Raw genomic sequence first — 25,603 nt, 5'->3', positions numbered from 1 at the left:
ATACGGTAAAATGCGCGTTTCCCTCTGCCCTTTCCCTGCCCGCGCCCGCCGCGGGCGGTGCCATTGCGATGCCCGTTATCGGCCCTCACGTATTGCGTAACAACCTGTTCGTCGCCCCGATGGCCGGCGTGACGGATCGTCCGTTCCGCCAGCTCTGCAAGCGGCTGGGCGCCGGTTACGCCGTGTCCGAGATGGTCGCGTCCAACGCGCAGCTGTGGAAGAGCGCGAAGACGATGCGGCGCGCGAACCACGAAGGCGAGGTGGAACCGATTGCGGTCCAGATCGCCGGCGCCGATCCCGCGATGATGGCCGAAGCGGCCCGCTACAACGTCGACAACGGCGCGCAGATCATCGACATCAACATGGGCTGCCCGGCAAAGAAGGTCTGCAACGTCGCGGCCGGCTCCGCGCTGCTGCAGAACGAGCCGCTCGTGCAGCGCATCGTCGAGGCCGTCGTCGCGGCGGTCGGCACGGGGCCCGATGCGGTGCCCGTCACGCTGAAGATCCGCACCGGCTGGGATCGCGAGCACAAGAACGCGATCACGGTCGCGCGCCTGGCCGAAGCCGCCGGCATCTCGATGCTCACCGTGCACGGCCGCACGCGCGCCGACCTGTACCGCGGCGATGCCGAATACGACACCATCGCGGCCGTGAAGGCGGCCGTGCGGATTCCGGTGGTCGCGAACGGCGACATCACGTCGCCCGCGAAGGCGAAGGCCGTGCTCGACGCCACCGGCGCCGACGCGCTGATGATCGGTCGTGCCGCGCAAGGTCGGCCCTGGCTGTTCCGCGAAATCGATCATTTCCTGCAAACCGGCGAGCTGCTGCCCCCGCCGCGGATCGACGAGATCCAGCACGTGATGAACGAACACCTGGAAGACCACTACGCTTTCTATGGTGAATTCACGGGAGTCCGTACTGCGCGCAAGCACATCGGCTGGTACACTCGCGGCCTTTCCGGTGCCAACGGGTTCCGGCACAGGATGAACACGCTCGATTCCACCCGCGAGCAGCTCGCCGCCGTCAATGCCTTCTTCGAGGCGCAAAAGGCGCTGTCGGACCACCTCGTCTACGTCGATGACGAAGAGGAAAACGGCCAGGGCGAGTCGGACGACCATAACCAGTTAGCAGCATGAGCAAGCACAACATCGAACAATGTGTCCGCGAGAGCCTGGACGTGTATTTCCGGGATCTAGACGGCTCCAATCCGCACGACGTCTATGAAATGGTGATGTCCTGCGTCGAAAAGCCGATGCTCGAGGTCGTGCTCGTACAGGCCGGCGGCAACCAGTCGCTCGCCGCGGAGTACCTCGGCATCAATCGCAATACGCTGCGCAAGAAGCTGCAGCAGCACGGCCTGCTGTAGGCGGCCGTCCCGTCCCCGTTTCCCTGGCTATTGGTGGTTCCATCATGATCAAGCAAGCGCTCATTTCCGTTTCCGACAAGACCGGCATCGTCGACTTCGCGAAGTCGCTGTCCGACCTCGGCGTCAAGCTGCTGTCGACGGGCGGCACCGCGAAACTCCTCGCCGACGCCGGCCTGCCCGTGACCGAAGTGGCCGATTACACGGGCTTCCCGGAAATGCTCGATGGGCGCGTGAAGACGCTCCACCCGAAGGTGCACGGCGGCATCCTCGCCCGCCGCGACCTGCCCGAGCACATGCAGGCGCTGGAACAGCACGGCATCCCGACGATCGACCTGCTCGTCGTGAACCTGTACCCGTTCGTCGCGACGATCGCGAAGGACGACTGCACGCTCGCCGACGCGATCGAGAACATCGACATCGGCGGCCCGACGATGCTGCGCTCGGCCGCGAAGAACCACCGCGACGTGACGGTCGTCGTCGATCCGGCCGATTACGCGGTCGTGCTCGATGAAATGAAGGCGAACGGCAATGCGGTCGGCTACGCGACCAACTTCCGCCTCGCGACGAAGGTGTTCGCGCACACCGCGCAATACGACGGCGCGATCACGAACTACCTGACGAGCCTGACCGACGAGCTGAAGCACGCGTCGCGCAACGCGTACCCGGCCACGCTGAACCTGGCGTTCGACAAGGTGCAGGACCTGCGCTACGGCGAGAACCCGCACCAGAGCGCCGCGTTCTACCGCGACCTCGCGACGCCGGCCGGCGCGCTGGCGAACTACCGCCAGCTGCAGGGCAAGGAACTGTCGTACAACAACATCGCCGATTCCGACGCGGCGTGGGAATGCGTGAAGACGTTCGACGCACCGGCGTGCGTGATCATCAAGCACGCGAACCCGTGCGGCGTCGCGGTCGGCAACGATTCGGCCGACGCATACGCGAAGGCATTCCAGACCGACCCGACGTCGGCATTCGGCGGCATCATCGCGTTCAACCGCGAAGTCGACGAAGCGGCTGCCCAGGCCGTCGCGAAGCAGTTCGTCGAAGTGCTGATCGCACCGTCGTTCTCCGACGCCGCGAAGCAGGTGTTCGCCGCGAAGCAGAACGTGCGCCTGCTCGAGATCGCGCTCGGCGAAGGTCATAACGCATTCGACCTGAAGCGCGTGGGCGGCGGCCTGCTCGTGCAGTCGCTCGATTCGCGCAACGTGCAACCGAGCGAGCTGCGCGTCGTCACGAAGCGCCAGCCGACCGCGAAGGAAATGGACGACCTGCTGTTCGCATGGCGCGTCGCGAAGTACGTGAAGTCGAACGCGATCGTGTTCTGCGGCAACGGCATGACGCTCGGCGTCGGCGCAGGCCAGATGAGCCGTGTCGATTCCGCGCGCATCGCGAGCATCAAGGCGCAGAACGCCGGCCTGACGCTGGCCGGTTCGGCAGTCGCATCGGATGCGTTCTTCCCGTTCCGCGACGGCCTCGACGTCGTCGTGGCAGCCGGCGCGACCTGCGTGATCCAGCCGGGCGGCTCGATGCGCGACGACGAAGTGATCGCGGCGGCCGACGAGCACGGCATCGCGATGGTCCTGACGGGCGTGCGCCACTTCCGTCACTGATCGCATGCGGCCCGCGCGGCCGCTGCACGACAACCCGGCGGCATCCCCCCGCCGGGTTTTTTATTGCGCGGCGCCTTCGCGCACGACCGGGCGACCGGCTTGCCGCACCAATCGTTGTAGTATCGCTGCATCACGCCACTCTCCTCACTCATGCGAATTCTCGGCATCGACCCCGGCCTGCGCGTCACCGGCTTCGGCGTCATCGACGTCAGCGGCCACCGGCTCGCCTATGTCACGAGCGGCGTGATCCGCACGCCGACGGCCGACCTGGCCACCCGGCTCGGCACGATCTTCCAGGGCGTCTCGACCATCGTGCGCGAGCACGCCCCCGACCAGGCCGCGATCGAAAAGGTGTTCGTCAACGTGAACCCGCAGTCGACGCTGCTGCTCGGCCAGGCGCGCGGCGCCGCGATCTGCGGCCTCGTCGCGGGTGGCCTGCCGGTCGCCGAATACACGGCGCTGCAGCTCAAGCAGGCCGTGGTCGGCTACGGCCGCGCGACCAAGACGCAGATGCAGGAAATGGTCACGCGGCTGCTCAACCTCTCGGGACAACCGGGCTCCGACGCGGCCGACGCGCTCGGCATGGCGATCTGCCACGCGCACGGCGGCGATACGCTCAGCACGCTCGGCAGCCTCGCGCCGGCGCTCGCGAAGAAAGGGTTGCGCGTGCGGCGCGGGCGGCTGGTCGGCTGACACCGGCGCGCATCGCGGCCCGGCGCGCCGGCTCGACTGCGTTGCCCCCTTTGGCTGCGCCGGCCACCTTGACCGTTTTACCCGCACGCGGCACGCCCGCGACACGCGCCGCTTCGGCCTGACGGCCGCGCCCATCGGCATCGCGCCGCACGTGCGCTACACTCGCGCTTTCTTCCTCGCATCAAGCCATCCATGATCGGTCGCATCGCCGGCATCCTGCTCGAAAAGAACCCGCCCCACCTGCTCGTCGACTGCAACGGCGTCGGCTACGAAATCGACGTGCCGATGAGCACCTTCTACAACCTGCCGCAAACGGGCGAGCGCGTCGTGCTGCTCACGCAGCAGATCGTCCGCGAGGACGCGCACCTGCTGTACGGCTTCCTGACGCCGCAGGAGCGCACGACCTTCCGCGAGCTGCTGAAGATCACCGGCATCGGCGCGCGCATGGCGCTCGCCGTGCTGTCCGGCATGAGCGTGCAGGAGCTCGCGCAGGCCGTGACGATGCAGGACGCCGCGCGCCTCACGCGCCTGCCCGGCATCGGCAAGAAGACGGCCGAACGCCTGCTGCTCGAATTGAAGGGCAAGCTCGGCGCCGATCTCGGCGCGCTCGCCGGCGCAGCGTCGCCGTCCGACCACGCGACCGACATCCTCAACGCGCTGCTCGCGCTCGGCTATTCCGAAAAGGAAGGGCTTGCCGCGATCAAGAACGTGCCGGCCGGCACCGGCGTATCCGAAGGCATCAAGCTCGCACTGAAAGCGCTGTCGAAGGGGTAACGCCCGCCTGACGGGCCGCCCACCGGTGCGTTGAAGCCAGTGTCGCGCAGCCGCGCAACGCTCGCCAGTCGGCCGTTCGGCCAGGTGGGCGGGACCGCGGCGCGCGGTACAATGGCCGCATGATTGAAACCGACAAACTCGCCACCGAGCAGCGGATCATCGCCGCCACGCCCGCCTCGTCGCACGAGGAGGTGTTCGAACGTGCGCTGCGGCCGCGCCAGCTCGACGACTACGTCGGCCAGGAAAAGGTGCGCGGCCAGCTCGAGATCTTCATCGAAGCGGCCAAGCGCCGCTCCGAGCCGCTCGACCACGTGCTGCTGTTCGGGCCGCCGGGCCTCGGCAAGACGACGCTCGCGCACATCATCGCGCGGGAGATGGGTGTGAACCTGCGCCAGACGTCGGGCCCCGTGCTCGAGCGCGCGGGCGATCTCGCCGCGCTGCTGACGAACCTCGAAGCGAACGACGTGCTGTTCATCGACGAGATCCACCGGCTGTCGCCGGTCGTCGAGGAAATCCTGTATCCGGCACTCGAGGATTACCAGATCGACATCATGATCGGCGAAGGGCCGGCCGCGCGCAGCGTGAAGCTCGACCTGCAGCCGTTCACGCTGGTCGGCGCCACCACCCGCGCCGGGATGCTGACCAACCCGCTGCGCGATCGTTTCGGCATCGTCGCGCGCCTCGAGTTCTACGATGCCGATCAACTGTCGCGCATCGTGCGGCGCTCGGCGTCGCTGCTGAACGCGCAGATCGATCCGAACGGCGCGCTCGAAATCGCGAAGCGTTCGCGCGGCACGCCGCGGATCGCGAACCGGCTGCTGCGCCGCGTGCGTGACTTCGCGGAAGTGAAGGCCGACGGCCAGATCACCGCGGCCGTCGCCGATGCCGCGCTCGCGATGCTCGACGTCGATCCGGTCGGCTTCGACCTGATGGACCGCAAGCTGCTCGAGGCGATCCTGTACAAGTTCGACGGCGGCCCGGTCGGTATCGACAACCTCGCGGCGGCGATCGGCGAAGAGCGCGACACGATCGAGGACGTACTCGAGCCGTACCTGATCCAGCAGGGCTTCCTGCAGCGCACGCCGCGCGGGCGCGTCGCGACGCTGCTCACGTATCGCCACTTCGGGCTTTCCGTGCCCGACACCGGCCGCACCGAACGCGGCGAGTGGGATACCCCCGACGGGAAGTAACCCGTCGCCCGAGCCGCCCCCGCCATGACGACGCCACCCAGCTCCCGCCCCGTCGCACCCGCACCGGGCCCGCGCTGGGCCGAGCCGATCCGCAAGCGGCTCGTGGCCGGCGTCACGCACCTGACAGCGGGCGGCGGCGGCCCGTCACTCGACCTCTCTTCGCCGCCGGGCGACCCCGGGCTGTTCGGTCCCGAGGCCATCTGCTGGCGCGTGCACGCCGACTTCACGTCGATGATGACGGGCGGCATCGCGGCGCTGCTGCTGCAGGCGCTTCACCCGCTCGCGCTCGCGGGCGTCTGGGATCACTCGTCGTTCCGCACCGACATCCTCGGCCGCTTGCGACGCACCGCCACGTTCATCACCGGTACGACGTTCGGCAGTCGCGCGGACGCACTTGCGCTGATCGAGCGCGTGAAATCGATCCACGCACACATCTCGGGCACCGCGCCGGACGGCCGCCCATACCGCGCCGACGATCCGGCGTTGCTGACCTGGGTGCATGTCGCGGAAGTGTCGAGCTTCCTCGCCGCGCACCTGCGCTATGTGAATCCCGCACTGCCGGGCGAGTTGCAGGACCGCTACTACGCCGAAACGGCCTTGGTCGCCGAGCTGCTCGGCGCACACGAGGTGCCCCGTTCGCGTGCCGAGGTGGCCGCCTATCTCGCGCGCATGCAGCCCGAGCTCGAAGCCGGGCCGCGCACGTTCGACGTGATGTCCATCCTGCTGAACGTGCCGGTCGCGAAGCCCGCGCTGCGGCCCGCCGCGTCGCTGGTGATGCACGCGGGCATCGACCTGCTGCCGCCGTGGGCGCAACGCATGCTCGGCGTGTCGGCGTTCGCGCCGCTGCGCCGCGCGGTGGTGCGGCCCGGCATCCGGGTCGTCGCGCCCGTGCTGCGCTGGGCGCTCGTGAACGGCGCATCAAAACGTGCGCGCCGCCGCGCCACTGCGACACCGCCCGACAGCACCCCGCCTGCCTGACGATTCGCTTCCTCTTATCATTTCAATTTACTGTCAAATACCTGTGACAAGCTGACGGGCTTGCACCCGTGCACGGTTGCACGGGCCAGACGTGCCGCCCGTCCGTGACCTGCGCGGTGTCCCGCCCACCCGACCGACACCCGATGCCCGCGATGCCACGCCTGCCGATCCGATTCGCCCTTGCCGCCAGCCTGTCCACCGTCTTCGCCCTCACCGCCTGCGGAGGCGACGATGTCACCGCCGTCGCGCGTTCGGACGCGCAAACGCCGTCCGGCGGCACCCCGACCACGCCTGCCCCGACGCCGCCCGCCACCGTCACGCCGCAACCGGGCAAGTGGAAGGCCGCGCGCGCGGGCGACCTGATCGACGTGACGCTCGGCGACCTCCATCCGACGCAAGGCGCGATCGGCTACGACCAGATCTATTACAAGCTCGGCCGCTACGAACTGCAGCCCGACAAGAAATTCGACGACTTCTGCGCGGACGAAGGCCTCGGCGGCATCGCGTCGAGCGGCTACACGACCAAGTCGGTGCTGCGCGAGCCCGCGAGCTACACGTGCACGACGACCGACGCGAACGCCCGCGACCGCTCGGTGCTGAACCCGGTCGTGATCGGCCCGAACGGCGATGCGCTGTACCTGACCGACGGCCACCACGGCCTGTCGACCTACTACGAGACGCCCGACGGCGGCCCCGCGCTGCACGTGCACGTCGTCGTCAAGGACAACCTCAGCGACTACTCGGGCGACGCGTTCTGGCAGCAGATGCAGAGCCGCGGCTATCTGCGCCTCAAGAATGGCGAAGGCAAGCCGATCACGACCGCGCAATTGCCGACCGGGCTCGGCCTGAAACTCGGGATGACGAACGATCGCTACCGCTCGCTCGTCTATTTCACGCGTGATATCGGCTACAGCAAGCCCGCACAAGCCACCGACTATCTCGAGTTCTACTGGGCCGACTGGCTGCGCGCGCAACCGGGCACGTTCGCGCTCGCCGGCTATGACCTGACGCGCGCCGGCACGACCGACCCGGATCCGGCGAAGGCCGACACCGGCTACCTGAACGCGGTCTGGAATGCGTCGACGCGCATGGTCGCGGCCACGGACCCGGTGATCGACGGCAAGACGGGCGCCGACCTCGGGCGCGCGGACGCGATCAACGGCGGGAAGAAATACAACAAGGGGGAATTCGACAAGCTGCGCCAGCCGATCACGGCGGACAAGCCCGGCAAGATCGCGTACGCGCTCGACTACAAGACGCGCCACGCGCTGCCGCAGTAAGCAGCCGGCACCACGCAGGAAGGAAGTCCCGGCCGGCGATGCCGGACGGGGCCTGCCGGCTCAGAGCACCTTGCGGTACCCGTCGTCGTCGCTCGTGGCGTCCAGGTGCGACACGTCGGCCCACTGCACGACCTGCGCGCGGCCATCGACGTAATCGACGACGTTGATGCTCGTGTTGAGCAACTGATAATTGCGCGGCGCCGACAGCTCGATGCCGTTCGCGAAACGATAGACGCAGTCGAGCACGCCACCATGCGCGACGCACGCGATCCGGCCACCCGGATGCTCGGCGACGATCGGTTCGAGCGCATGCAGCACGCGGTGGTAGAACTCGCGCTGCGACTCGCCGCCCTCCGGCGCGAAGCCGGGGTCGCGCGTCTGCCAGGCCGCGTAGGCGTCGGGGAACAACGTCTCGATCTCGGCGCTATCGTGCCCCTGAAACTGGCCGTACGAGCGCTCGCGCAGCCCTTCCCGCAGCCGCGGCGTAAGCCCGAGCGCGTCGGCGAACGGCTGCGCGGTCTGCTGTGCACGCAACAAGTCGCTCGAATAGATCGCGTCGAGCCGTGCACCGTCACGCGCGTCGCGTGCGAGCCGTACGGCCAGCTTTTGTGCCTGCTCGAGGCCCGTTTCGGCCAGCGGGATGTCGATATGACCCTGGATGCGCTTGATGCGATTCCAGGCCGTCTCGCCATGGCGGATGAAAAGAATCTGCGTGGTGGCCATCGCGGTGCGTCTCCGGGGAAGAATCAGGGCCGCACTTGCAGCCAGAAGGTCACGGGGCCGTCATTGACGAGCGACACCTGCATGTCGGCGCCGAACTCGCCCGTCTCGACGACCGGATGGCGCGCCCGCGCGGCCGCGACGAAATAGTCGAACAGCCGCGCGCCTTCGTCGGGCGGCGCGGCCGGCGTGAAGCTCGGACGCAGCCCGCTGTTGGTATCGGCCGCCAGCGTGAACTGCGACACGAGCAGCAGGCCGCCCGCACGGCCTTCGCCGTCGATATTCGACACCGGCAGGTTCATCTTGCCGGCGGCGTCGCTGAACACGCGGTAGCCGAGCATCTTCGCGAGCAACTTGTCGGCCGCTGCGTCGGTGTCGCCGCGCTCCGCGCAGACCAGCGCGAGCAGGCCCGCGCCGATCTCGCCGGTCGTGCGATCGCCGACGCGCACGTCGGCGCGCTTCACGCGCTGGATCAGCGCGATCATGCCGTGAGCGTGACGCGTGCGAAGCGGCGCTTGCCGACCTGCACGACGAACTCGCCGGCTTCGACCTTCAGGCCCTTGTCCGACACGGTCGCGCCATCGATCTTCACGCCGCCCTGCTCGATGTTGCGCAGCGCCTCGCTCGTCGACGGCACGAGGCCGGCCTGCTTCAGCAATTGGCCGATCGCGAGCGGCGCGCCCGCGAGCGTGACCGACGGAATGTCGTCCGGCACGCCGCCCTTCGCACGGTGGTTGAAGTCCTCGAGCGCACGCTCGGCATCGGCCTGCGAGTGGAAGCGCGCGACGATTTCCTGCGCGAGCAGCACCTTGAAGTCGCGCGGGTTGCGGCCGCCTTCGATCTCGCGCTTGAAGCCGTCGATCTCGTCCATCGGACGGAACGACAGCAGCTCGAAGTAACGCCACATCAGCGTGTCCGAGATGCTCATCAGCTTGCCGAACATGTCGTTCGGCTGCTCGCTGATGCCGACGTAGTTGCCCTTCGACTTCGACATCTTCTCGACGCCGTCGAGGCCTTCGAGCAGCGGCATCGTGAGAATGCACTGCTGTTCCTGGCCGTACTGCTTCTGCAGTTCGCGGCCGACCAGCAGGTTGAACTTCTGGTCGGTGCCGCCAAGCTCGAGGTCGGCGTTCAGCGCGACCGAGTCGTAGCCCTGCATCAGCGGGTACAGGAATTCGTGGATCGAGATCGGCACGCCGCCCTGGAAGCGCTTCGTGAAATCCTCGCGCTCGAGGATCCGCGCGACCGTGTAGCGCGACGCGAGCTTGATCATCCCGTCCGCGCCGAGCGGCATCGACCATTCGCTGTTGTAGCGGATTTCGGTCTTGTCGCGGTCGAGCACGAGCGCGGCCTGCTCGAAGTAGGTCTTCGCGTTCGACTCGATCTGTTCGCGCGTGAGCGGCGGGCGCGTCGCGTTGCGGCCCGACGGATCGCCGATCAGCGACGTGAAATCGCCGATCAGGAAAATGACCGTGTGGCCGAGGTCCTGCAGCTGGCGCATCTTGTTCAGCACGACCGTATGGCCGATGTGGATGTCGGGCGCGGTCGGGTCGAGGCCGAGCTTGATGCGAAGCGGCGTGCCCGTCGCAGCGCTGCGTGCGAGCTTCTGCGCGAACTCTTCCTCGACCAGCAGCTCGTCGACGCCGCGCTTCGTGACGGCGAGCGCATGCCGGACTTCGTCGGTGATCGGGAAAACAGGCTTGGAACTGGGTTCGGTGCTCATCGGTGCCAGGAAGAATGTCGCAAAAACAGGGATTTTCCCATAACTTGCGCGCCCATCGCTTAACGGCACGTCACGTTGCGCGGATAATCGGGCGCAAGGCGCGCGGCACCGGCCCGCGCCGCACGATCCAGGAGAACCCAACGTGCCGCAACGACAGCCGCAACATGCCCATCCGGCCGACGGCATCTACTTCGGGCTGATGTCGGGAACCAGCATGGACGGCGTCGATGGCGTCGCCGTGCGCTTCGAGGCCGGCCGTGCGCCGGTCGTGCTCGCGGAAGCGTTCGTCGGCTTCGCGCAATCGCTGCGTGACGCCCTGTTCGCGCTGCAGCAGCCCGGCCACGATGAAATCGACCGCGAATCGCTCGCGGCGAACGCGCTGGTCGCGCGCTATGCGGTGTGCTGCCACGAATTGCAGCGCACGGCCGGGCTGTCGCGTGACGAGATCCGCGCGATCGGCGTGCACGGCCAGACCGTGCGCCATCGCCCCGAGCGCGGCTATACGCGGCAGATCAACAACCCGGCGCTGCTCGCCGAGCTGACCCAGCTCGACGTGATCGCCGATTTCCGCAGCCGCGACGTCGCCGCGGGCGGCCATGGCGCGCCGCTCGCGCCGGCCTTCCACGCGACGGTGTTCGGCGCGCCGGGTGAAACGCGTGTCGTCTGCAATCTCGGCGGGATCAGCAACATCACGATCCTGCCCGGCGAAGGCGGCGACGTGCGCGGCTTCGACTGCGGCCCCGCGAACGCGCTGCTCGACGAATGGGCGACCCGCCATCTCGGCAAGCCGTACGACGACGGCGGCAAGTTCGCCGCGCGCGGCACCGTCCACGCACCGCTGCTCGACGCGCTGCTCGACGAGCCGTATTTCGCCGCCCCGCCGCCGAAAAGCACCGGGCGCGACCTGTTCAATCCCGCATGGCTCGACGCGAAGCTCAGCGCGTTCGCGCAGGTCACGCCGGAGGACGTGCAGGCGACCCTTACCGCGCTCACGGCCGTGTCGGTCGCACGCGAGATCGCGCAGCACGCAGCGGGCTGCAAGGCCGTGTTCGTCTGCGGCGGCGGCGCACGCAATCCGGTGCTGCTCGACGCCCTCCGGGACGCACTGCGCGAGGCCGGCGTGCCGGCCACGGTCGATACGACGGCCGCGCTCGGCGTGCCGCCGCAGCAGGTCGAGGCGCTCGCATTCGCGTGGCTCGCGTACCGCTTCACCGCGCGCCAGCCCGGCAATCTCGCGACCGTCACGGGCGCAGCCGGCAACCGCGTGCTAGGCGCGCTCTATCCGCGCTGACGCCGCGCCTGCCGCACAGCGGGCGCCGCACCGCCAACGCGAATGGGCATGAAAAAAACGGGGCATGAAGCCCCGTTTTTCATTCCGGCGAACCGGATCGGATCTGCCGTGTGCTCAGACCGAGAACGACGAGCCGCACCCGCAGGTGGTGCTCGCATTCGGGTTCTTGATCACGAACTGGGCGCCGTTGAGGTCGTCCTTGTAGTCGATCTCGGCGCCGACCAGGTACTGGTAGCTCATCGAGTCGATCAGGAGCTGGACGCCGTTCTTGTTCATCACGGTGTCGTCCTCGTTGACTTCCTCGTCGAACGTGAAGCCATACTGGAAGCCGGAGCAGCCGCCGCCCTGCACGAACACGCGCAGCTTCAGGTCGGGATTGCCCTCTTCGTCGATCAGTTGCTTGACCTTGTCGGCCGCGGCGTCGGTGAAGACGAACGGAACCGGCATTTCGGCCGTCGTTGCTGCGGATTCGGTAACAGCGTTCATTGCGAACTCTCCAAAAAGCTTTAGCCGCTATTGTAGGGCCGATCAGAAGATCGTGCTGAAGTCCATGAAATCAATAGGTTCTTGTCGATTTCATCAAACACGCCCGCGCGGGCCGCGGCAGCACGCGCCTGAAAGCGGACATAAAAAAACCGCCAGCGCGAACGCTGGCGGTTTTTCCGGCGGACGCCGCCCGGGAGCGGCGAGGCCATGAAGCGGAATTAACGCTTCGAGAACTGCTTTGCGCGACGTGCCTTGCGCAGACCAACCTTCTTACGCTCGACTTCACGTGCATCGCGCGTGACGAAGCCTGCGTTCGACAGCGACGGCTTCAGCGTCGCATCGTAGTCGATCAGTGCACGGGTGATGCCGTGGCGCACTGCACCTGCCTGACCCGTTTCGCCGCCGCCGTTGACGTTGACCTTGATGTCGAACGTCTGGCCGTGGTTCGTGAGTTCCAGCGGTTGACGCACGATCATCAGCGACGTTTCGCGCGAGAAGTAGTCAGCGATGGGCTTGCCGTTGACGATGATGTCGCCCTTGCCAGCCTTGATGAAGACACGTGCGACTGCGCTCTTGCGGCGGCCCGTACCGTAGTTCCAGTTACCGATCATGTGGGCTCCCCTTAGATCTCGAGCGCCTTCGGCTGTTGCGCCGAATGCGGATGCGTAGCTTCAGCGTAGACCTTCAGCTTCTTGATCATCGCGTAGCCGAGCGGGCCCTTCGGCAGCATGCCCTTGACCGCTTTCTCGAGCGCGCGGCCCGGGAAGCGTTCTTGCATCTTGCCGAACGTCGTTTCATAGATACCGCCCGGGTAGCCCGAGTGACGGTAGTACTTCTTGTCCAGAGTCTTGTTGCCCGTGACCTTCAACTTGCTCGCGTTGATGATGATGATGAAATCACCAGTGTCGACGTGCGGGGTGAACTCAGGCTTGTGCTTGCCGCGCAGACGGCGTGCCACTTCGCTGGCAACACGGCCGAGAACCTTATCCGTCGCGTCAATCACGTACCATTCGCGCGTCACCTCATGGGCTTTTGCGGAAAACGTCTTCATGATCGATCCAAAAAAATTGCTTTGCCCGATGTGTTCTTCCTGCTTGTCTGTGTGCGCTTCGAGGCGCGGTGCAGGCTCTCCCTGTTCTTTTTCCGTGGGCATGAATGCGGAAAAGCCCTGAATTATAAAGGAAATACGGCAACGCGGTCAAAGGGAATCCACTCCCCGTGTCCACGGCGGCCGAAATGGGCCAAAATCCGTTCGTGCCCCAAGAAGCCAGGCGAACCGAGCGCCTGGGGAGGCACCCATCGACGCGCGGCACAGGACCCTCCCGCGCCAGACCGGCCGAATCTGGAAAACAACAAACAAGCATGATGAATCAACGACTTACGCCCTTCCTTGCGGCGGCCCTGCTCGCCGCCGCAGCGCCCGCCGTGGCCGCCCAGGCCGACTGCGCAGCCAAGCTCGACGCACTCGATACCCGCATTACCGAAGCCCGCGCCGCTCATGCCGAGGATCGCGTCGCCCGCCTGCGCGCGGTGCGCGAACGCGTCCGCCACTTCTGCGCACGCGGGCACGGCCACGCGTCGGCCGTCCACGTGCCCGCACCTGATGCGCGCTCAACCGGCACGCCGTCCGGTGGCGCGACGTCACAGTCGGACGCAAAGCAACCTGCGTAACGATTACGGGTTTCCGGGGATACCGTGATGCCGGGGCGCGCAAGCCGCGCGCCGATGTTTGCATGGGACGAAAAAAAGCCCGAACGGCTGGTTCGGGCTTAATCCACCATAGGAGGAGGGTGGAGGAGACATTCGGAGGTTGTCGCAGCGCGACAACCAATGAGGCTCATTATACGAACGCGTCGCCGACTTCACAAGAAAATTTGCATTACGAAATCAAACACCATAATGCGGAATATTTCGCGTCGCGTTTGAAAATTCCATTTTTCCCTTTTAAATCAATCACCTGATCCCATCGGACCGGCTCGAAAACGCCCCGTTTCTAGAGCAAAAACCCTAAATCCGAGCGGGAATTGGCCGTCCGGCGCGTCGCTCGCACGGCTCCGGCATTGCGCGTCGTGCAGCGCATCAGCCGACCGTTGCGCAGCGGGCTACAATGCCGGATCGAATCCGAATCAGGCAACGCTGGAGTGCAAGCATGGAATGCAAAGTAAGCTGGATGGGCCAGGACGGCATGGCGTTTTCCGCCGAGACCGGCAGCGGCCACCTCGTCACGATGGATGGCGCGCCCGAAGGCGGCGGCCACAACCTCGCGCCGCGCCCGATGGAAATGGTGCTGCTCGGCACCGGCGGCTGTACGGCCTATGACGTCGTGCTGATCCTGAAGAAGAGCCGCCAGGAAGTGAGCGGCTGCTCGGTCACGCTGAAGGCCGAGCGCGCGAGCGAAGATCCGAAGGTGTTCACGAAGGTGCACTTCCACTTCACCGTCACCGGGCGCAACCTGAACCCGTCCACGGTCGAACGCGCGATCAACCTGTCGCACGACAAGTATTGCTCCGCGTCGATCATGATCGCGAAGACGGCCGAACTCACGCATTCGTTCGACATCGTCGCCGGCTGAACGCACGGCGAGCGCGCATGAAAAAAGGGCCGGCGCTCCGTGGGGAGACGCCGGCCCTTTCGCATTCGAACCGCAAAGCAGGCCGATAAGCCGGATTCTGTGCACGCTGCGCGCCGAAGCGCGCAACGCGTGGCAGCCATTCCTCTAGGCGCGCCATTGCTGACGCGCTCAAGCTTCCTACCCGCAGACGAGACGGGGGCCCCGTCCTGCATCCGAAAATGCGCGCCTGCCTACTTGGAATTGCTCCGAGTGGAGGTTACCGTGCCGGCGAACGTCGCCGTCGCCGCGGTGCGCTCTTACCGCACCGTTTCACCCTTACCTGATCCCGGCTTGCGCCGGGCCATCGGCGGTTTGCTTTCTGTTGCCCTGTTCCGCGTGTCGCCACGGATGGCCGTTAGCCATCACCCTGCCCTGTGGAGTCCGGACTTTCCTCGCCCCCGCGCGCCCGAAGGCGGCGAGGCCGCGACTGCCTGGCCTGCTTTGCGACGCGCATTCTAGCACTGCGCGCCGCGGGCCGCATGGGGCCGGGTTCGCGCGCCGGCGCGGTGGCTTACGCCAGCTTCCAGCCGATCGTCTCGCCGCCGCGCAGCGGCACGACGGGCGTATCGCCTGCGAAGATCTCGCGCGGCAGTTCCCACGACTCGCGACGCAGCGTGACCGTCTCGGCGCTGCGCGGCAGCCCGTAGAAATCGGCGCCGAAGAAGCTCGCGAAGCCTTCCAGCTTGTCGAGCGCGCCGGCGGTGTCGAACGCTTCCGCATACAGTTCGAGCGCGTGCAGCGCCGTGTAGCAGCCCGCGCAGCCGCACGCGGTTTCCTTCGCGTCGCGCGCGTGCGGCGCGCTGTCGGTGCCGAGGAAAAAGCGCGGGTTGCCCGACGTCGCGGCCTCGACCAGCGCGACGCGATGCGTCTCGCGCTTCAGCACCGGCAGGCAGTAGTAGTGCGGGCGAATCCCGCCGACGAACAGCGCGTTGCGGTTGTACAGCAGGTGATGCGCGGTGATCGTCGCGCCGAGCAGGCCGGGCGCCGCGTCGGCGTCGCGCACGTAGTCGGCCGCGTCCTTCGTCGTGATGTGCTCGAACACGACCTTCAGGCCCGGGAAATCGCGGCGCAGCGGCGTCATCACGCGGTCGATGAAGACCTTCTCGCGGTCGAACAGGTCGATCGACGCATCGGTCACCTCGCCGTGCACGAGCAGCGGCATGCCGGTTTCCTGCATCGCCTCGAGCGTCTTCGCGCATTTCGCGAGATCGGTGACGCCGTGGTCGGAATTCGTCGTCGCGCCCGCCGGATACAGCTTCACGCCGTGCACGAAGCCGCTTTCGCGCGCGCGGCGGATCTCGTCGGGCGGCGTGTTGTCGGTCAGGTACAGCGTCATCAGCGGTTCGAACGTCATTCCGGCCGGCAGCGCGGCCAGGATGCGCTCGCGATAGGCCTGCGCCTGCGCGGTGGTCGTCACCGGCGGCTTCAGGTTCGGCATGACGATCGCGCGGCCGAACTGGCGCGCGGTGTGCGGCAGCACGGCGGCCAGCATGTCGCCGTCTCGCAGGTGCAGGTGCCAGTCGTCGGGACGGGCGAGCGAGAGCGTCGCCGGGGAGGAAGCGTTCGAGGCAGTCATAGGAAGCGTCGTGAGGAACGGGCTGGCCATCGGCGGGGCCGGAACGCGCGTGCGCGGGCCGACTGACGGCAAACCGCAACACGGGGCCTTCGGCCGGCGGAATCCGCTTTTTACCGCTCAGGGCTCGGTGATATGCTAGAAGCCGCATTGTACCGGGGTTCGCCCGGTTCGTTACCCCCGCCTCAGCCTGCCGCCCCAAGTAAAATGTGCCAACTCTTAGGAATGAACTGCGCCGCGCCGACGGACGTCACATTCTCCTTCACAGGTTTCGCGGCCCGGGGCGGGCTCACCGATCACCACGCCGACGGCTGGGGCATCGCGTTCTTCGAAGACAAGGCCTGCCGCCTGTTCATCGATCACCAGGCATCCGCCACGTCGCCGATCGCCGAAATGGTGAAGCGCTACCCGATCAAGTCCAAGAACACGATCGCGCACATCCGCAAGGCGACGCAAGGCCACATCCTGCTCGAGAACAGCCATCCGTTCATGCGCGAGCTGTGGGGCCGGCACTGGATCTTCGCGCACAACGGCGACCTGCAGGACTACGCACCGGACATGGACGGCAGCGTCTACCATCCGGTCGGCACGACCGACAGCGAACAGGCGTTCTGCGTGCTGATGCAGGGGCTGCGCGAAGCGTTCCCCGGCGCGCAGCCGCCGTTGCCCGAACTGTTCGAACGCGTCGGCGAACTGACGCGCGGCATCACCGATCACGGCGTGTTCAACTTCCTGATGTCGAACGGCCAGGCGCTGTTCGCGCATTGCTCGACGCGGCTGCACTACCTCGTGCGGCGCTGGCCGTTCTCGACCGCGCACCTCGTCGACGAAGACCTGTCGATCGACTTCGCGAAATACACGACGCCCGAGGATCGCGTCGCGGTGATCGCGACGCAGCCGCTCACCGACAACGAAGTCTGGACCGCGTTCGAGCCGGGCGAGCTGATCATGTTCCAGTGCGGCGACGTCGCCGCGCGGATGCGGATCCCGGTGCCGGAACGCGTGCTCGAGAAGTTGCGCAATCCGTCGCTCGACGCGTCGGCATCGGCGCCGCGCGACACGCGCGAGGTGCTCGCCACCGCCGCCGAAGTCGATTCCGACGACGCGATCGACTTCTGAGCCCGGCGCCCGCGCCCTCTTCCCTTCACGTTTTCGCCGCTGTGCGGCAAGTCGGCGGCGCGCCGCGTCCGATCGCGGCGGTGACTTGGTACGCAGGCGATTCGGCGACGTTCGCTATCGGCGTCAATGGCCCTCCCCGCACCGATCTCCCTTCATCCGGACTAAAGTCCGGCATATCGAAGCGCCGCCACACCATATTCGTTTGATTTAATTTATTTTCAAACGAAAGAAATTAAAAGGCGAAAAATAATATACGTCGAGCAAGCATATAATCCGGGCGGAGGCATTTTAACGCACCAATCTGGCGTAAAACGTGCGCCACCTTACCGAGCCGGCAATCGCTGACTCACATCGCCAGAATCCACCCGATCCTTACCCGACAAGGCCTTCAGTTCGATTCGTCACACAATCCAGAAATACCGGATGAAATCGACATGATTGCCGCATTTGTTAGCTTCCCGACAATCCATCGCCTGCACGATCAATAGACTCCGCCCCATCCTCGGTGTAACGAATCGCGATTCGCGGAGAAACGGCCACGGCCGCCGCACCCCCATTCACGCCATTCTCCACCGCGGATTGCGATTTCACTGCGCCATGGTGAAAACCACATCAAAACAAGAGATAGGGGCTTGTCGTGAATCATTCATTTCGATCGATATGGAACGAGGCCACCGGCTGCTGGATTGCGGCCGCGGAAACCGCACGGGCGCGCGGCAAGCGTTCGGGCGGCGCATCCGGCACGAGCCGCCGCGCCGCGCTCGCGGCGACGCACCGGGCATCGCTTCGCATCGCGGCAGTCGGCGCCGCGCTGGCCGCACTGTCGGCCGGCTCCGCGTACGCATCGACGTGCGGCGGCGGCGCGGCCGTCGCGAGCGGCGGCACCTGCGCGCCCGGCAGTTTCAGCCCGACCGTCAACGACAACCTGGCAGGCTCCGCCACCGTCTCGGGCGGCGACACCGTCGGCGTGTCGGGCGCATGGACCGGCGCCGGCGGCGACCCGGGCTACACGCTCACGCCGATCGGCAGCACGACCATCGTGTCGGGCAACCCGAACCAGCCGCTGCTGTCGCTCGGCGGCAAGACACGCAGCGTCAGCACACCCGACTCGATCACCGGCACCCACACGTCGGTCGCGACCTACGACTCGTCCGCGTTCGCCGCGTCGACGGCCGGCACGACCGCGGTACCCGTCTACCACGACGTGAACGGCGATCAGTATGTGAACGCGCGCATCGGCACCGTCGCCGCCACCGGCGGCACGCTCAACGTGTCGATCGGCAATGCGGCGAACGCGCCCGATGCAGCCGGCAACGCGATCGAGATGGCCGCGAAGCAGACCGACCTGACTTTCGCGGACGGCACGGGCGCCGCGAAAAGCACCGTCACCTGGAACTCACGCAACCAGATCCGGTTCACCACCGGCGACTACCTGGCTGACGGCGGCGCCATCGGCAGCCGCCAGCTCGACGTGCCGGCCTACGCGGGCACCTTCACCGCATTCGACGGCAGCACCTGGAAGGTCACCGACGCCGCATCGCTCGCCGCGTACAACGACTTTCTCGTGCGCTCGGTGCAAAGCGGCGCGCTCGGCTCGCAGGCCGCCTACGACAGCGCGTTCGGCCAGGCCGTCACGTTCTCGCAGCAATCCTTCCAGTATCAGAACAACGTGTCCCCGGGCGACAAGAACACGCTGCCGATCGGTTTCCTGTCGGCGATGCACGGCACGGGCGCGAACGCGACACTGCAGATCGGCAAGGACGGCCAGATCGACTTCCGCGGCGTCAACACGATCGACTCGAGCTCGGCCGTCCTCGCGGAAAACGGCGCGCACTTCATCAACGACGGGCGCCTGTCGGGCGACTTCACGCTGGTGCGCCTGCTGAGCGGCGCAAGCGGCGTCAACAACGGCGTGATCTCGTCCGGGTACGCGTCCGGCGACAACTTCGACACGAGCGGCAGCACGCCGCCGAACAACTTCAACTACCACGCGTACACCGAAGGCAACGGCGTATTTGCGAACGGCACGGGCACGTCGTTCGTCAACCACGGCGTGATGAACGTCGGCGCGTGGACGCTCGACGGCAACCAGCCGGACCTGCAGAACTACGCGGTCGCCGTGACAGGCGGTGCGACGGCTTCGAACGCCGGCACGATCAACGTCGGCGTCAATGCGACGACGCTCGACAGCCAGGTGATCGGCGGCCTCGTCGATGGCGGCAGCTTCACGAACGAAGCGGGCGGCACGATCACCCTCGGCCGCTCGGCGCAGTACGCGCCCGGCGGAACGGCAAGCGACGTCGCACTCGCCGCGCACGCTTACGGCATCCTGCTCGGCAATTCCGGCACCGCGAGCAACCTCGGCACGATCGTGATCGGCTCGCAGACGCAGAACGGCGCCGCGCTGGCGAGCATCGGCTCGGCGTCCGGCACGCTGACCAACGCGGGCGCGATCGTCGTCAACGGCGCGGCCGCCGGCACGCCGCTCGCCAACGTCGGCATGCTCGCGGCCGACACGGCGGCGACCGTGACCAACACCGGCACCATCACGCTGAACGGCGTCAACGGCATCGGCATCATGGTGGTCGGCACCGGTGCGCAGGCAACGTCCGCGCTGTCGAGCGGCACGATCGACGTCGCCGGCGGCCTCGATCCGGCCTCCGGCACGCGTAACTACGGCGTGTGGGCTGAAGGGCCGAGCGCCACGGCCACGCTCAACGGTGCGCTCAACCTGACGGGCACCGGCGCGATCGGCGTGCATGCACGCTCGGGCGCGACGATCAACGTCGGCGCCAACGCCGTGCCGGCCTTCATGTCGGGCACCAGCCAGATCGGCTTCTACGCGTATGGCGCGGGCTCGAAGATCAACGTCGCTGCGCAGCACCTCAGCGTCGACACGGACGATTCGACGCTGTTCCGCGTCGCGGGCGGCGCAGCCTACACGGGCACGTCGACGGCCGGCGCGCTGACGACCGACGTCAACGGCCAGCGTGCGCACGGCGTGCTCGCGACCGACGCCGGCACCGTGCTGTCGACCGGCAACGCGATCTACAACGTCAACGGCGCGAACGGCATCGCGATCGCGGTCGAAGGCGGCGCGCAAGGCACGATCGACGCGGGCGCGACGATCAACCTGAACGCGGCCGGTGCGATCGCCGGCGTCGTCGACGGCCAGGCGCACGATCTCGCCGGCGCCAATGCCGGCACACCGGTCGCGACGACGCTCACCAACCACGCCGCCGTCACGTCATCGACGGCCGGCGTCACTGGCTTCGTCGCGCAGAACCTCGGCACGCTCGAGAACCGCGACACGGTGCTGCTGACGGGCGCCGGCTCGACGGGCGTCGTGATCGGCGCGCTCGGCACGGTGAACAACGCGTCGACGATCCGCGTATCCAATGGCACCGGCGCGCTCGTGCAGGGTGCGTCGGCGACGCTCGCCAACGCCGGTTCGATCGAAGCCGACGACGGCATCGCGGGCGTCCACCTGACGGGCACCGGCGCATCGGTCGCGCTGTCGGGCGCCGGCACCGTCATCGCGAACGGCAGTGCCGACGGCGTGCTGATCGACTCGAGCGTGACGGGCGGCGGGCTGGCAGCCGGCGCGACATCGATCGCGGTTGGCGGCTCGGGCAAGGGGGTCGACAACCAGGGGACGAACGCGACGATCGCGCTGGCCGGCACGCAGATCGGCACGACCGGCAGCGGTGCCGACGGCCTGTCGTCGACGGGCGCCGGCGCACGCATCGCAGCCGATACGGCGACCGTCGTCCGGACCACCGGCGACAACGCACGCGGCTTCTTCGTGTCGGGGGCGGATTCGACGCTGGCGGCCAACGGCACGACCGTCGCGACGACCGGCGCGGGTTCGGCCGCGATCGTGACGACCGGCGGCGCGACCGCGCTGCTGTCGGGCGCGAAGATCACCACGTCGGGCGCGACGTCCGACGGCCTCGTCGCGCAAAACGGCGGCCGCATCGGCGATACGGGCTCGACGATCGCCAGCGCCGCCGGCAACGGCGCCACCGCCGACAGCGGCGGCGTGCTCGCGCTGACCGGCACGACGCTCAAGGGTGCGACGGCCGGCGTGCTGACGTCCGATACGCTCGCAAACGGCGCGACGAGTTCGGTGCTCGTCGACGGCGGCAGCGTCGCGTCCGTCACCGGGCCGGCTTTCGCGGTGCGCGGCGGCACGGCCGACATCGCCGTGCGCAACGGCACGGTGGTGACGGCCGGCAACGGCACGCTGCTCGACCTGTCGAACGGCAGCCGCGCCACCTTCACCGCATCGGCCGTGAACCTGGCCGGCGACATCGTCTCCGACGCTTCGAGCACCGGCAACGTGTTCCTCGCGAACGGCACGACGCTGACCGGCAAGATCGATCCGGTCGCACTGACCGTCGACAACACCAGCACGTGGCGCATGACGGGCAGCTCGGTGCTGAGCAGCCTGAACAACGCGGGCCTCGTCGCATTCGCCGCACCGACCGGTTCGCCGACGCTCGCGGGCAGCTACAAGACGCTGACGACCGGCAGCTACGTCGGCAACGGCGGCACGATCGCGCTCAATACGTTCCTCGGCGCCGACGCGTCGCCGACCGATCGGGTGATCGTGAACGGCGGCGCCGCGAGCGGCACGACGGGCCTGAAGATCGCCAACACGGCCGGCACCGGCGCGCAGACGAAGGGCGACGGGATTCCGGTGGTCGTCACGGCCAACGGCGGCACGACCACCGCATCGGCGTTCCAGCTCGCGGGCCCCGTGCAGGCGGGTGCGTACGAATACCGGCTCTATCGCGGCGGGCAAGCCGACGCGAACGGCTGGTACCTGCGGTCGCAACTCGATCCGTCGGACCCCGGCGACCCGATCCACCCGTCCGGCGGCGGTGACGGCGGCAACAACGGGAATGGCAACGGCGGCACGCTCGCGTATCGCCCCGGGGTCTCGGGCTATGCCCTCACACCGCTGCTCAACGCCGACTACGGCTTCTCCACGCTCGGCAAGCTGCACGAGCGCGTCGGCGACATCTACAACCTCGAAAAGCAGCAGCCGGGCAATCGCGACGGCGTGTGGGGGCGCATCGGCGGTCAGAGCCTCGATGCAAACGCGGGGCGCTTCGCGGCCGACGAGCGGACGTTCTTCGCGCAGTTCGGCAAGGACTGGACGCTCGACCAGGCACCGAACGGCGGCGGCAGCACGCATGCGGGCGTGACGGCCAGCATCGGCGTGTCGAACGCAAGCTTCAGCGACATGGCGCGCGCCGACACGGCCAACCTGTCGACGTCGACGGGTTCGGTCGAGATGCATGCGCAGAGCATCGGCGGCTACTGGACGAAGTACCTGTCCGACGGCACGTACTTCGACAGCGTCGGGCAGGTCACGCACTACGGCAACCGCTACCGCGACAGCTACGGCAACGAGGCGTCGCAGAACGGCTTCGGCATCGCACTGTCGCAGGAAGTCGGCAAGCCGTTCGCGATCGGTGCGCTGCCGGTCGCGGTCGAGCCGCAGGCGCAGCTGATGTACCAGTACCTGAAGCTGAACGGGTTCAACGACAACGTCTCGGCGGTATCGGGTACGACGACGAACGCGCTGCGCGGCCGCGTCGGCGTGCGCATCTTCCGGCCGAACCTCCAGTCGGATTCGGGCGGCGGCGCCGCCACGCCGTACTTCACGGCCGACGTGCTGCACGACTTCCTGTCGCCGGGCCAGACCGTCGTCGGCGGCACGCCGTTCGCGACGCATCTCGGCCGCACGTGGTACGAACTCGGCGTCGGCGTGACCGCGGGCTTCGGCAAGTCGGGCGAGCTGTACGCGAACGCGAAGATCGCGCGCAACATCGGCGGCGACTACCGGCGCGGCATCGTCGGGCAGGTCGGCTACCGCTACAGCTGGTAACGGCGCTCACCCGCGTAACGGTGGACGAAAAAAAACCGCCCGGCGTTCGGCCGGGCGGTTTTTTCGTATCGGCGCATCGGCAGCGCCGACGCGCGCGAACGCTCAGTGCAGGATCTTCGCGAGGAAGTCCTTCGCGCGTTCCGATTTCGGATTCGAGAAGAAATCGTCCTTGCGGTCGTCCTCGACGATCGCGCCCTTGTCCATGAAGATCACGCGATGGGCGACCTTCTTCGCGAAGCCCATCTCGTGCGTGACGACCATCATCGTCATCCCTTCCTGCGCAAGTTCGACCATCACGTCGAGCACTTCGTTGATCATCTCGGGGTCGAGCGCGGACGTCGGCTCGTCGAACAGCATCGCGATCGGATCCATCGACAGCGCGCGCGCGATCGCGACACGCTGCTGCTGGCCGCCCGACAGCTGGCCGGGAAACTTGTGCGCATGCGCCTTCAGGCCGACGCGCTCGAGCAGCTTCATGCCCTTCTCGTTCGCCTCGTCCTTGCCGCGGCCGAGCACCTTGACCTGCGCGAGCGTCAGGTTCTCGGTGATCGACAGGTGCGGGAACAGCTCGAAATGCTGGAACACCATCCCGACCTTCGAGCGCAGCTTCGACAGGTTCGTCTTCTTGTCGCCGACCGACTGGCCGTTCACGAGGATCTCGCCCTGCTGGAACGGCTCGAGGCCGTTCACGGTCTTGATCAGCGTGGATTTACCCGAGCCCGACGGGCCGCACACGACGACCACTTCGCCTTTCTTGACCTCGGTCGTGCAGTCGGTGAGAACCTGAAACTGGCCGTACCACTTCGAAACGTTCTTGATGGAAATCATCTTGTGACCTTTTTCTGGAGACCCTTGACGAGTGCAGACGCCAACGAGCAAATCACGAAATAGCATGCGCCGGCGAACAGGACCATCTCGACGGTCGTGCCGTCGCGATCGCCGATGTTGGCCGCCGTGCGAAAGAAGTCCGCGAGACTGATCACGTACACGAGCGACGTATCCTGGAACAGGACGATCGCCTGCGTGAGCAGCAGCGGCACCATCGCGCGGAACGCCTGCGGCAGGATCACGAGGCGCATCGCCTGCGCGTAGTTCATGCCGAGCGCGAACGCGGCGTTCACCTGCCCGCGCGGCACCGCCTGGATGCCGGCGCGGATGATCTCGGAATAATACGCGGCTTCGAACAGCGAGAACGCGACCATCGCCGACGCGAGACGGATGTCGATCGTCGGCGACAACCCGAGCACGCCCTGCAGCAGCTGCGGCACGATCAGGAAGAACCACAGCAGCACCATCACGAGCGGGATCGAACGGAACACCGTCACGTACGCTTTAGCGAACCACGCGAGCGGCGTCACGCCCGACAGCCGCATCAGCGCGAGCAGCGTGCCCCAGACGATCCCGACCACGATCGCGATCAGCGTGATCTGGAACGTGACGACCGCCCCCGTCCACAGCGTCGGCAGCGCGCCGGGAATACTACTCCAGTCGAACTGATGCATCACTTGCCTCCGATATAGCCGGGCAGCCGCGTACGGCCTTCGATCCAGCGCATGAACGCCATCACGACGAGGTTGATGATCACGTAGGCGAGCGTCACCGCGATGAACGACTCATACGTCTGCGCGGTGTAGTCGACGAGCTGGCGCGCCTGCGCGGACAGGTCGAGCAGGCCGATCGTCGACGCGACGGCGGAGTTCTTGAAGATGTTCAGGAATTCCGACGTGAGCGGCGGCACGATGATCCGGTACGCAACGGGCAGCAGCACGTAGCGGTACGTCTGCCATTGCGTGAAACCCATCGCGAGGCCGGCGGCGCGCTGGCCCTTCGGCAGCGCGTTGATCCCCGAGCGCACCTGTTCGCACACGCGCGCCCCCGTGAACAGGCCGAGACAGATGATCGACGCGGTAAAGAACTGCGTGGCGGGCGGCAATTGCTTGATCCAGGTGCCGATCGACGCGGGCAGCAGCTCCGGTATCACGAGATACCAGACGAAGAACTGCACGATCAGCGGAATGTTCCGGAAGATCGACACGTACACGGTACCGATCGCGGACAGCCATTTGTTCGGCACGGTGCGCAGCACGCCGAACAGCGAACCGACGATCAGCGCGATGACCCAGGCGACGAGCGACACTTCGATGGTCACCCAGAAGCCGGACATCAGCCATCCGAAATAAGTCGTCGGCTCGCCGGTCGATACGGGGCTCAGGAAGATGCCCCAGTTCCAGTGGTAAGACATGGGCAAGACTCCAGCAAAAAGAGACGGAAGAAGCGGGGCCTCTTCCGT

At 67.0% G+C, this 25,603-nt stretch carries 24 protein-coding genes and 1 other RNA gene; 13 read left to right on the top strand and 12 right to left on the bottom strand.

Translation table 11 applies throughout. From position 1 onward, the window contains the following. Positions 1 to 68 precede the first annotated feature (68 nt). From dusB to CFB41_RS03105, 8 genes are all read left to right on the top strand, one after another. Complete coding sequence (dusB, locus tag CFB41_RS03140) at positions 69 to 1,136, top strand: tRNA dihydrouridine synthase DusB (RefSeq protein WP_006497523.1); 1,068 nt, start codon at positions 69 to 71, stop codon at positions 1,134 to 1,136. Next, the gene (locus CFB41_RS03135) at positions 1,133 to 1,366 is read left to right on the top strand and encodes a Fis family transcriptional regulator (RefSeq protein ID WP_006476892.1); all 234 of its coding nucleotides are present in this window, start codon (positions 1,133 to 1,135) and stop codon (positions 1,364 to 1,366) included. Before dusB ends, CFB41_RS03135 begins: the two co-directional genes overlap by 4 nt. A gap of 44 nt (positions 1,367 to 1,410) precedes the next feature. Further along, positions 1,411 to 2,976 carry a bifunctional phosphoribosylaminoimidazolecarboxamide formyltransferase/IMP cyclohydrolase gene (purH, locus tag CFB41_RS03130; protein ID WP_089430608.1) on the top strand — a complete coding sequence of 522 codons (1,566 nt, stop codon included), beginning with the start codon at positions 1,411 to 1,413 and terminating at the stop codon, positions 2,974 to 2,976. A 150-nt stretch (positions 2,977 to 3,126) separates the two neighbouring features. Next, positions 3,127 to 3,669 carry a crossover junction endodeoxyribonuclease RuvC gene (gene ruvC / locus CFB41_RS03125; RefSeq protein ID WP_089455590.1) on the top strand — a complete coding sequence of 181 codons (543 nt, stop codon included), beginning with the start codon at positions 3,127 to 3,129 and terminating at the stop codon, positions 3,667 to 3,669. Between the two features lie 192 nt (positions 3,670 to 3,861). Then, entirely contained in the window at positions 3,862 to 4,443 is a 582-nt protein-coding gene (gene ruvA / locus CFB41_RS03120) for a Holliday junction branch migration protein RuvA (protein WP_089439242.1), read from the top strand. A gap of 119 nt (positions 4,444 to 4,562) precedes the next feature. Then, complete coding sequence (gene ruvB / locus CFB41_RS03115) at positions 4,563 to 5,633, top strand: Holliday junction branch migration DNA helicase RuvB (protein ID WP_089430607.1); 1,071 nt, start codon at positions 4,563 to 4,565, stop codon at positions 5,631 to 5,633. A gap of 24 nt (positions 5,634 to 5,657) precedes the next feature. Further along, positions 5,658 to 6,611: an oxygenase MpaB family protein gene (locus CFB41_RS03110; protein WP_089455589.1), complete on the top strand. Its 954-nt coding sequence runs from the start codon at positions 5,658 to 5,660 to the stop codon at positions 6,609 to 6,611. A 143-nt stretch (positions 6,612 to 6,754) separates the two neighbouring features. Further along, entirely contained in the window at positions 6,755 to 7,891 is a 1,137-nt protein-coding gene (locus CFB41_RS03105) for a ParB/Srx family N-terminal domain-containing protein (protein ID WP_373558610.1), read from the top strand. Positions 7,892 to 7,951: 60 nt separating this feature from the next. Here CFB41_RS03105 and CFB41_RS03100 read toward each other — a convergent pair whose 3' ends face one another. Genes CFB41_RS03100 through tyrS form a run of 3 tightly spaced genes read right to left on the bottom strand, consistent with a single transcriptional unit; the run spans position 7,952 to position 10,334 of the window. Beyond that, entirely contained in the window at positions 7,952 to 8,614 is a 663-nt protein-coding gene (locus tag CFB41_RS03100) for a histidine phosphatase family protein (protein WP_089455588.1), read from the bottom strand. A gap of 23 nt (positions 8,615 to 8,637) precedes the next feature. Further along, positions 8,638 to 9,096, bottom strand: coding sequence for a D-aminoacyl-tRNA deacylase (dtd, locus tag CFB41_RS03095; protein ID WP_011350959.1), 459 nt, complete (start codon positions 9,094 to 9,096; stop codon positions 8,638 to 8,640). After that, positions 9,093 to 10,334, bottom strand: coding sequence for a tyrosine--tRNA ligase (gene tyrS, locus CFB41_RS03090; protein WP_089439239.1), 1,242 nt, complete (start codon positions 10,332 to 10,334; stop codon positions 9,093 to 9,095). Before tyrS ends, dtd begins: the two co-directional genes overlap by 4 nt. A 142-nt stretch (positions 10,335 to 10,476) precedes the next feature. On the opposite strand from tyrS, the gene CFB41_RS03085 reads away from it, so the two are divergent. After that, positions 10,477 to 11,625: an anhydro-N-acetylmuramic acid kinase gene (locus tag CFB41_RS03085; RefSeq protein WP_089455587.1), complete on the top strand. Its 1,149-nt coding sequence runs from the start codon at positions 10,477 to 10,479 to the stop codon at positions 11,623 to 11,625. Positions 11,626 to 11,739: 114 nt separating this feature from the next. Here CFB41_RS03085 and erpA read toward each other — a convergent pair whose 3' ends face one another. From erpA to rplM, 4 genes are read right to left on the bottom strand one after another with little or no spacing between them, the layout of a single operon-like run. After that, positions 11,740 to 12,111, bottom strand: coding sequence for an iron-sulfur cluster insertion protein ErpA (gene erpA / locus CFB41_RS03080; RefSeq protein ID WP_011350956.1), 372 nt, complete (start codon positions 12,109 to 12,111; stop codon positions 11,740 to 11,742). A gap of 20 nt (positions 12,112 to 12,131) precedes the next feature. Beyond that, positions 12,132 to 12,320: a hypothetical protein gene (locus CFB41_RS38025; protein WP_166893546.1), complete on the bottom strand. Its 189-nt coding sequence runs from the start codon at positions 12,318 to 12,320 to the stop codon at positions 12,132 to 12,134. Positions 12,321 to 12,329: 9 nt separating this feature from the next. Beyond that, complete coding sequence (gene rpsI / locus CFB41_RS03075; RefSeq protein ID WP_011883283.1) at positions 12,330 to 12,722, bottom strand: 30S ribosomal protein S9; 393 nt, start codon at positions 12,720 to 12,722, stop codon at positions 12,330 to 12,332. Between the two features lie 11 nt (positions 12,723 to 12,733). Continuing rightward, positions 12,734 to 13,162, bottom strand: coding sequence for a 50S ribosomal protein L13 (rplM, locus tag CFB41_RS03070; protein WP_009687896.1), 429 nt, complete (start codon positions 13,160 to 13,162; stop codon positions 12,734 to 12,736). Between the two features lie 311 nt (positions 13,163 to 13,473). Between rplM and CFB41_RS03065 the strand changes: the two genes are divergently transcribed. Together CFB41_RS03065 and CFB41_RS03060 are read left to right on the top strand one after the other, a co-directional pair. Further along, on the top strand, positions 13,474 to 13,782 hold the full coding sequence (locus tag CFB41_RS03065; RefSeq protein WP_089455586.1) for a DUF1090 family protein: 309 nt from the start codon (positions 13,474 to 13,476) through the stop codon (positions 13,780 to 13,782). A 436-nt stretch (positions 13,783 to 14,218) separates the two neighbouring features. Continuing rightward, positions 14,219 to 14,683, top strand: a complete 465-nt coding sequence (locus CFB41_RS03060; protein WP_172625585.1) for an OsmC family protein — start codon at positions 14,219 to 14,221, stop codon at positions 14,681 to 14,683. Positions 14,684 to 14,753: 70 nt separating this feature from the next. Here CFB41_RS03060 and rnpB read toward each other — a convergent pair. Together rnpB and pyrC are read right to left on the bottom strand one after the other, a co-directional pair. Continuing rightward, positions 14,754 to 15,165: RNase P RNA component class A (gene rnpB / locus CFB41_RS03055), an RNA gene on the bottom strand. A gap of 68 nt (positions 15,166 to 15,233) precedes the next feature. Then, the gene (gene pyrC, locus CFB41_RS03050; RefSeq protein WP_089439236.1) at positions 15,234 to 16,298 is read right to left on the bottom strand and encodes a dihydroorotase; all 1,065 of its coding nucleotides are present in this window, start codon (positions 16,296 to 16,298) and stop codon (positions 15,234 to 15,236) included. Positions 16,299 to 16,502: 204 nt separating this feature from the next. Here pyrC and CFB41_RS03045 point away from each other — a divergent pair, with 204 nt between their 5' ends. Together CFB41_RS03045 and CFB41_RS03040 are read left to right on the top strand one after the other, a co-directional pair. Beyond that, positions 16,503 to 17,414: a class II glutamine amidotransferase gene (locus CFB41_RS03045; protein WP_039361465.1), complete on the top strand. Its 912-nt coding sequence runs from the start codon at positions 16,503 to 16,505 to the stop codon at positions 17,412 to 17,414. Between the two features lie 637 nt (positions 17,415 to 18,051). After that, positions 18,052 to 23,313, top strand: coding sequence for an autotransporter outer membrane beta-barrel domain-containing protein (locus CFB41_RS03040; protein WP_089455584.1), 5,262 nt, complete (start codon positions 18,052 to 18,054; stop codon positions 23,311 to 23,313). Between the two features lie 102 nt (positions 23,314 to 23,415). On the opposite strand, the gene CFB41_RS03035 is transcribed toward CFB41_RS03040, so the two are convergent. Genes CFB41_RS03035 through CFB41_RS03025 form a run of 3 tightly spaced genes read right to left on the bottom strand, consistent with a single transcriptional unit; the run spans position 23,416 to position 25,555 of the window. Then, positions 23,416 to 24,141, bottom strand: a complete 726-nt coding sequence (locus CFB41_RS03035) for an amino acid ABC transporter ATP-binding protein (RefSeq protein WP_089439234.1) — start codon at positions 24,139 to 24,141, stop codon at positions 23,416 to 23,418. Further along, positions 24,138 to 24,815, bottom strand: coding sequence for a glutamate/aspartate ABC transporter permease GltK (gene gltK / locus CFB41_RS03030; RefSeq protein ID WP_089439233.1), 678 nt, complete (start codon positions 24,813 to 24,815; stop codon positions 24,138 to 24,140). The genes CFB41_RS03035 and gltK overlap by 4 nt, the downstream gene beginning before the upstream one ends. Next, positions 24,815 to 25,555, bottom strand: a complete 741-nt coding sequence (locus CFB41_RS03025) for an amino acid ABC transporter permease (RefSeq protein ID WP_039361471.1) — start codon at positions 25,553 to 25,555, stop codon at positions 24,815 to 24,817. Before CFB41_RS03025 ends, gltK begins: the two co-directional genes overlap by 1 nt. Positions 25,556 to 25,603: the final 48 nt, after the last annotated feature.

Origin of the sequence: Burkholderia sp. AU33803 (assembly GCF_002223095.1) — a bacterium.
Lineage (GTDB): Bacteria > Pseudomonadota > Gammaproteobacteria > Burkholderiales > Burkholderiaceae > Burkholderia.
The sequence above is the reverse complement of the archived record's forward strand: the minus strand, read 5'-3'. Positions and strand labels throughout refer to the sequence as shown.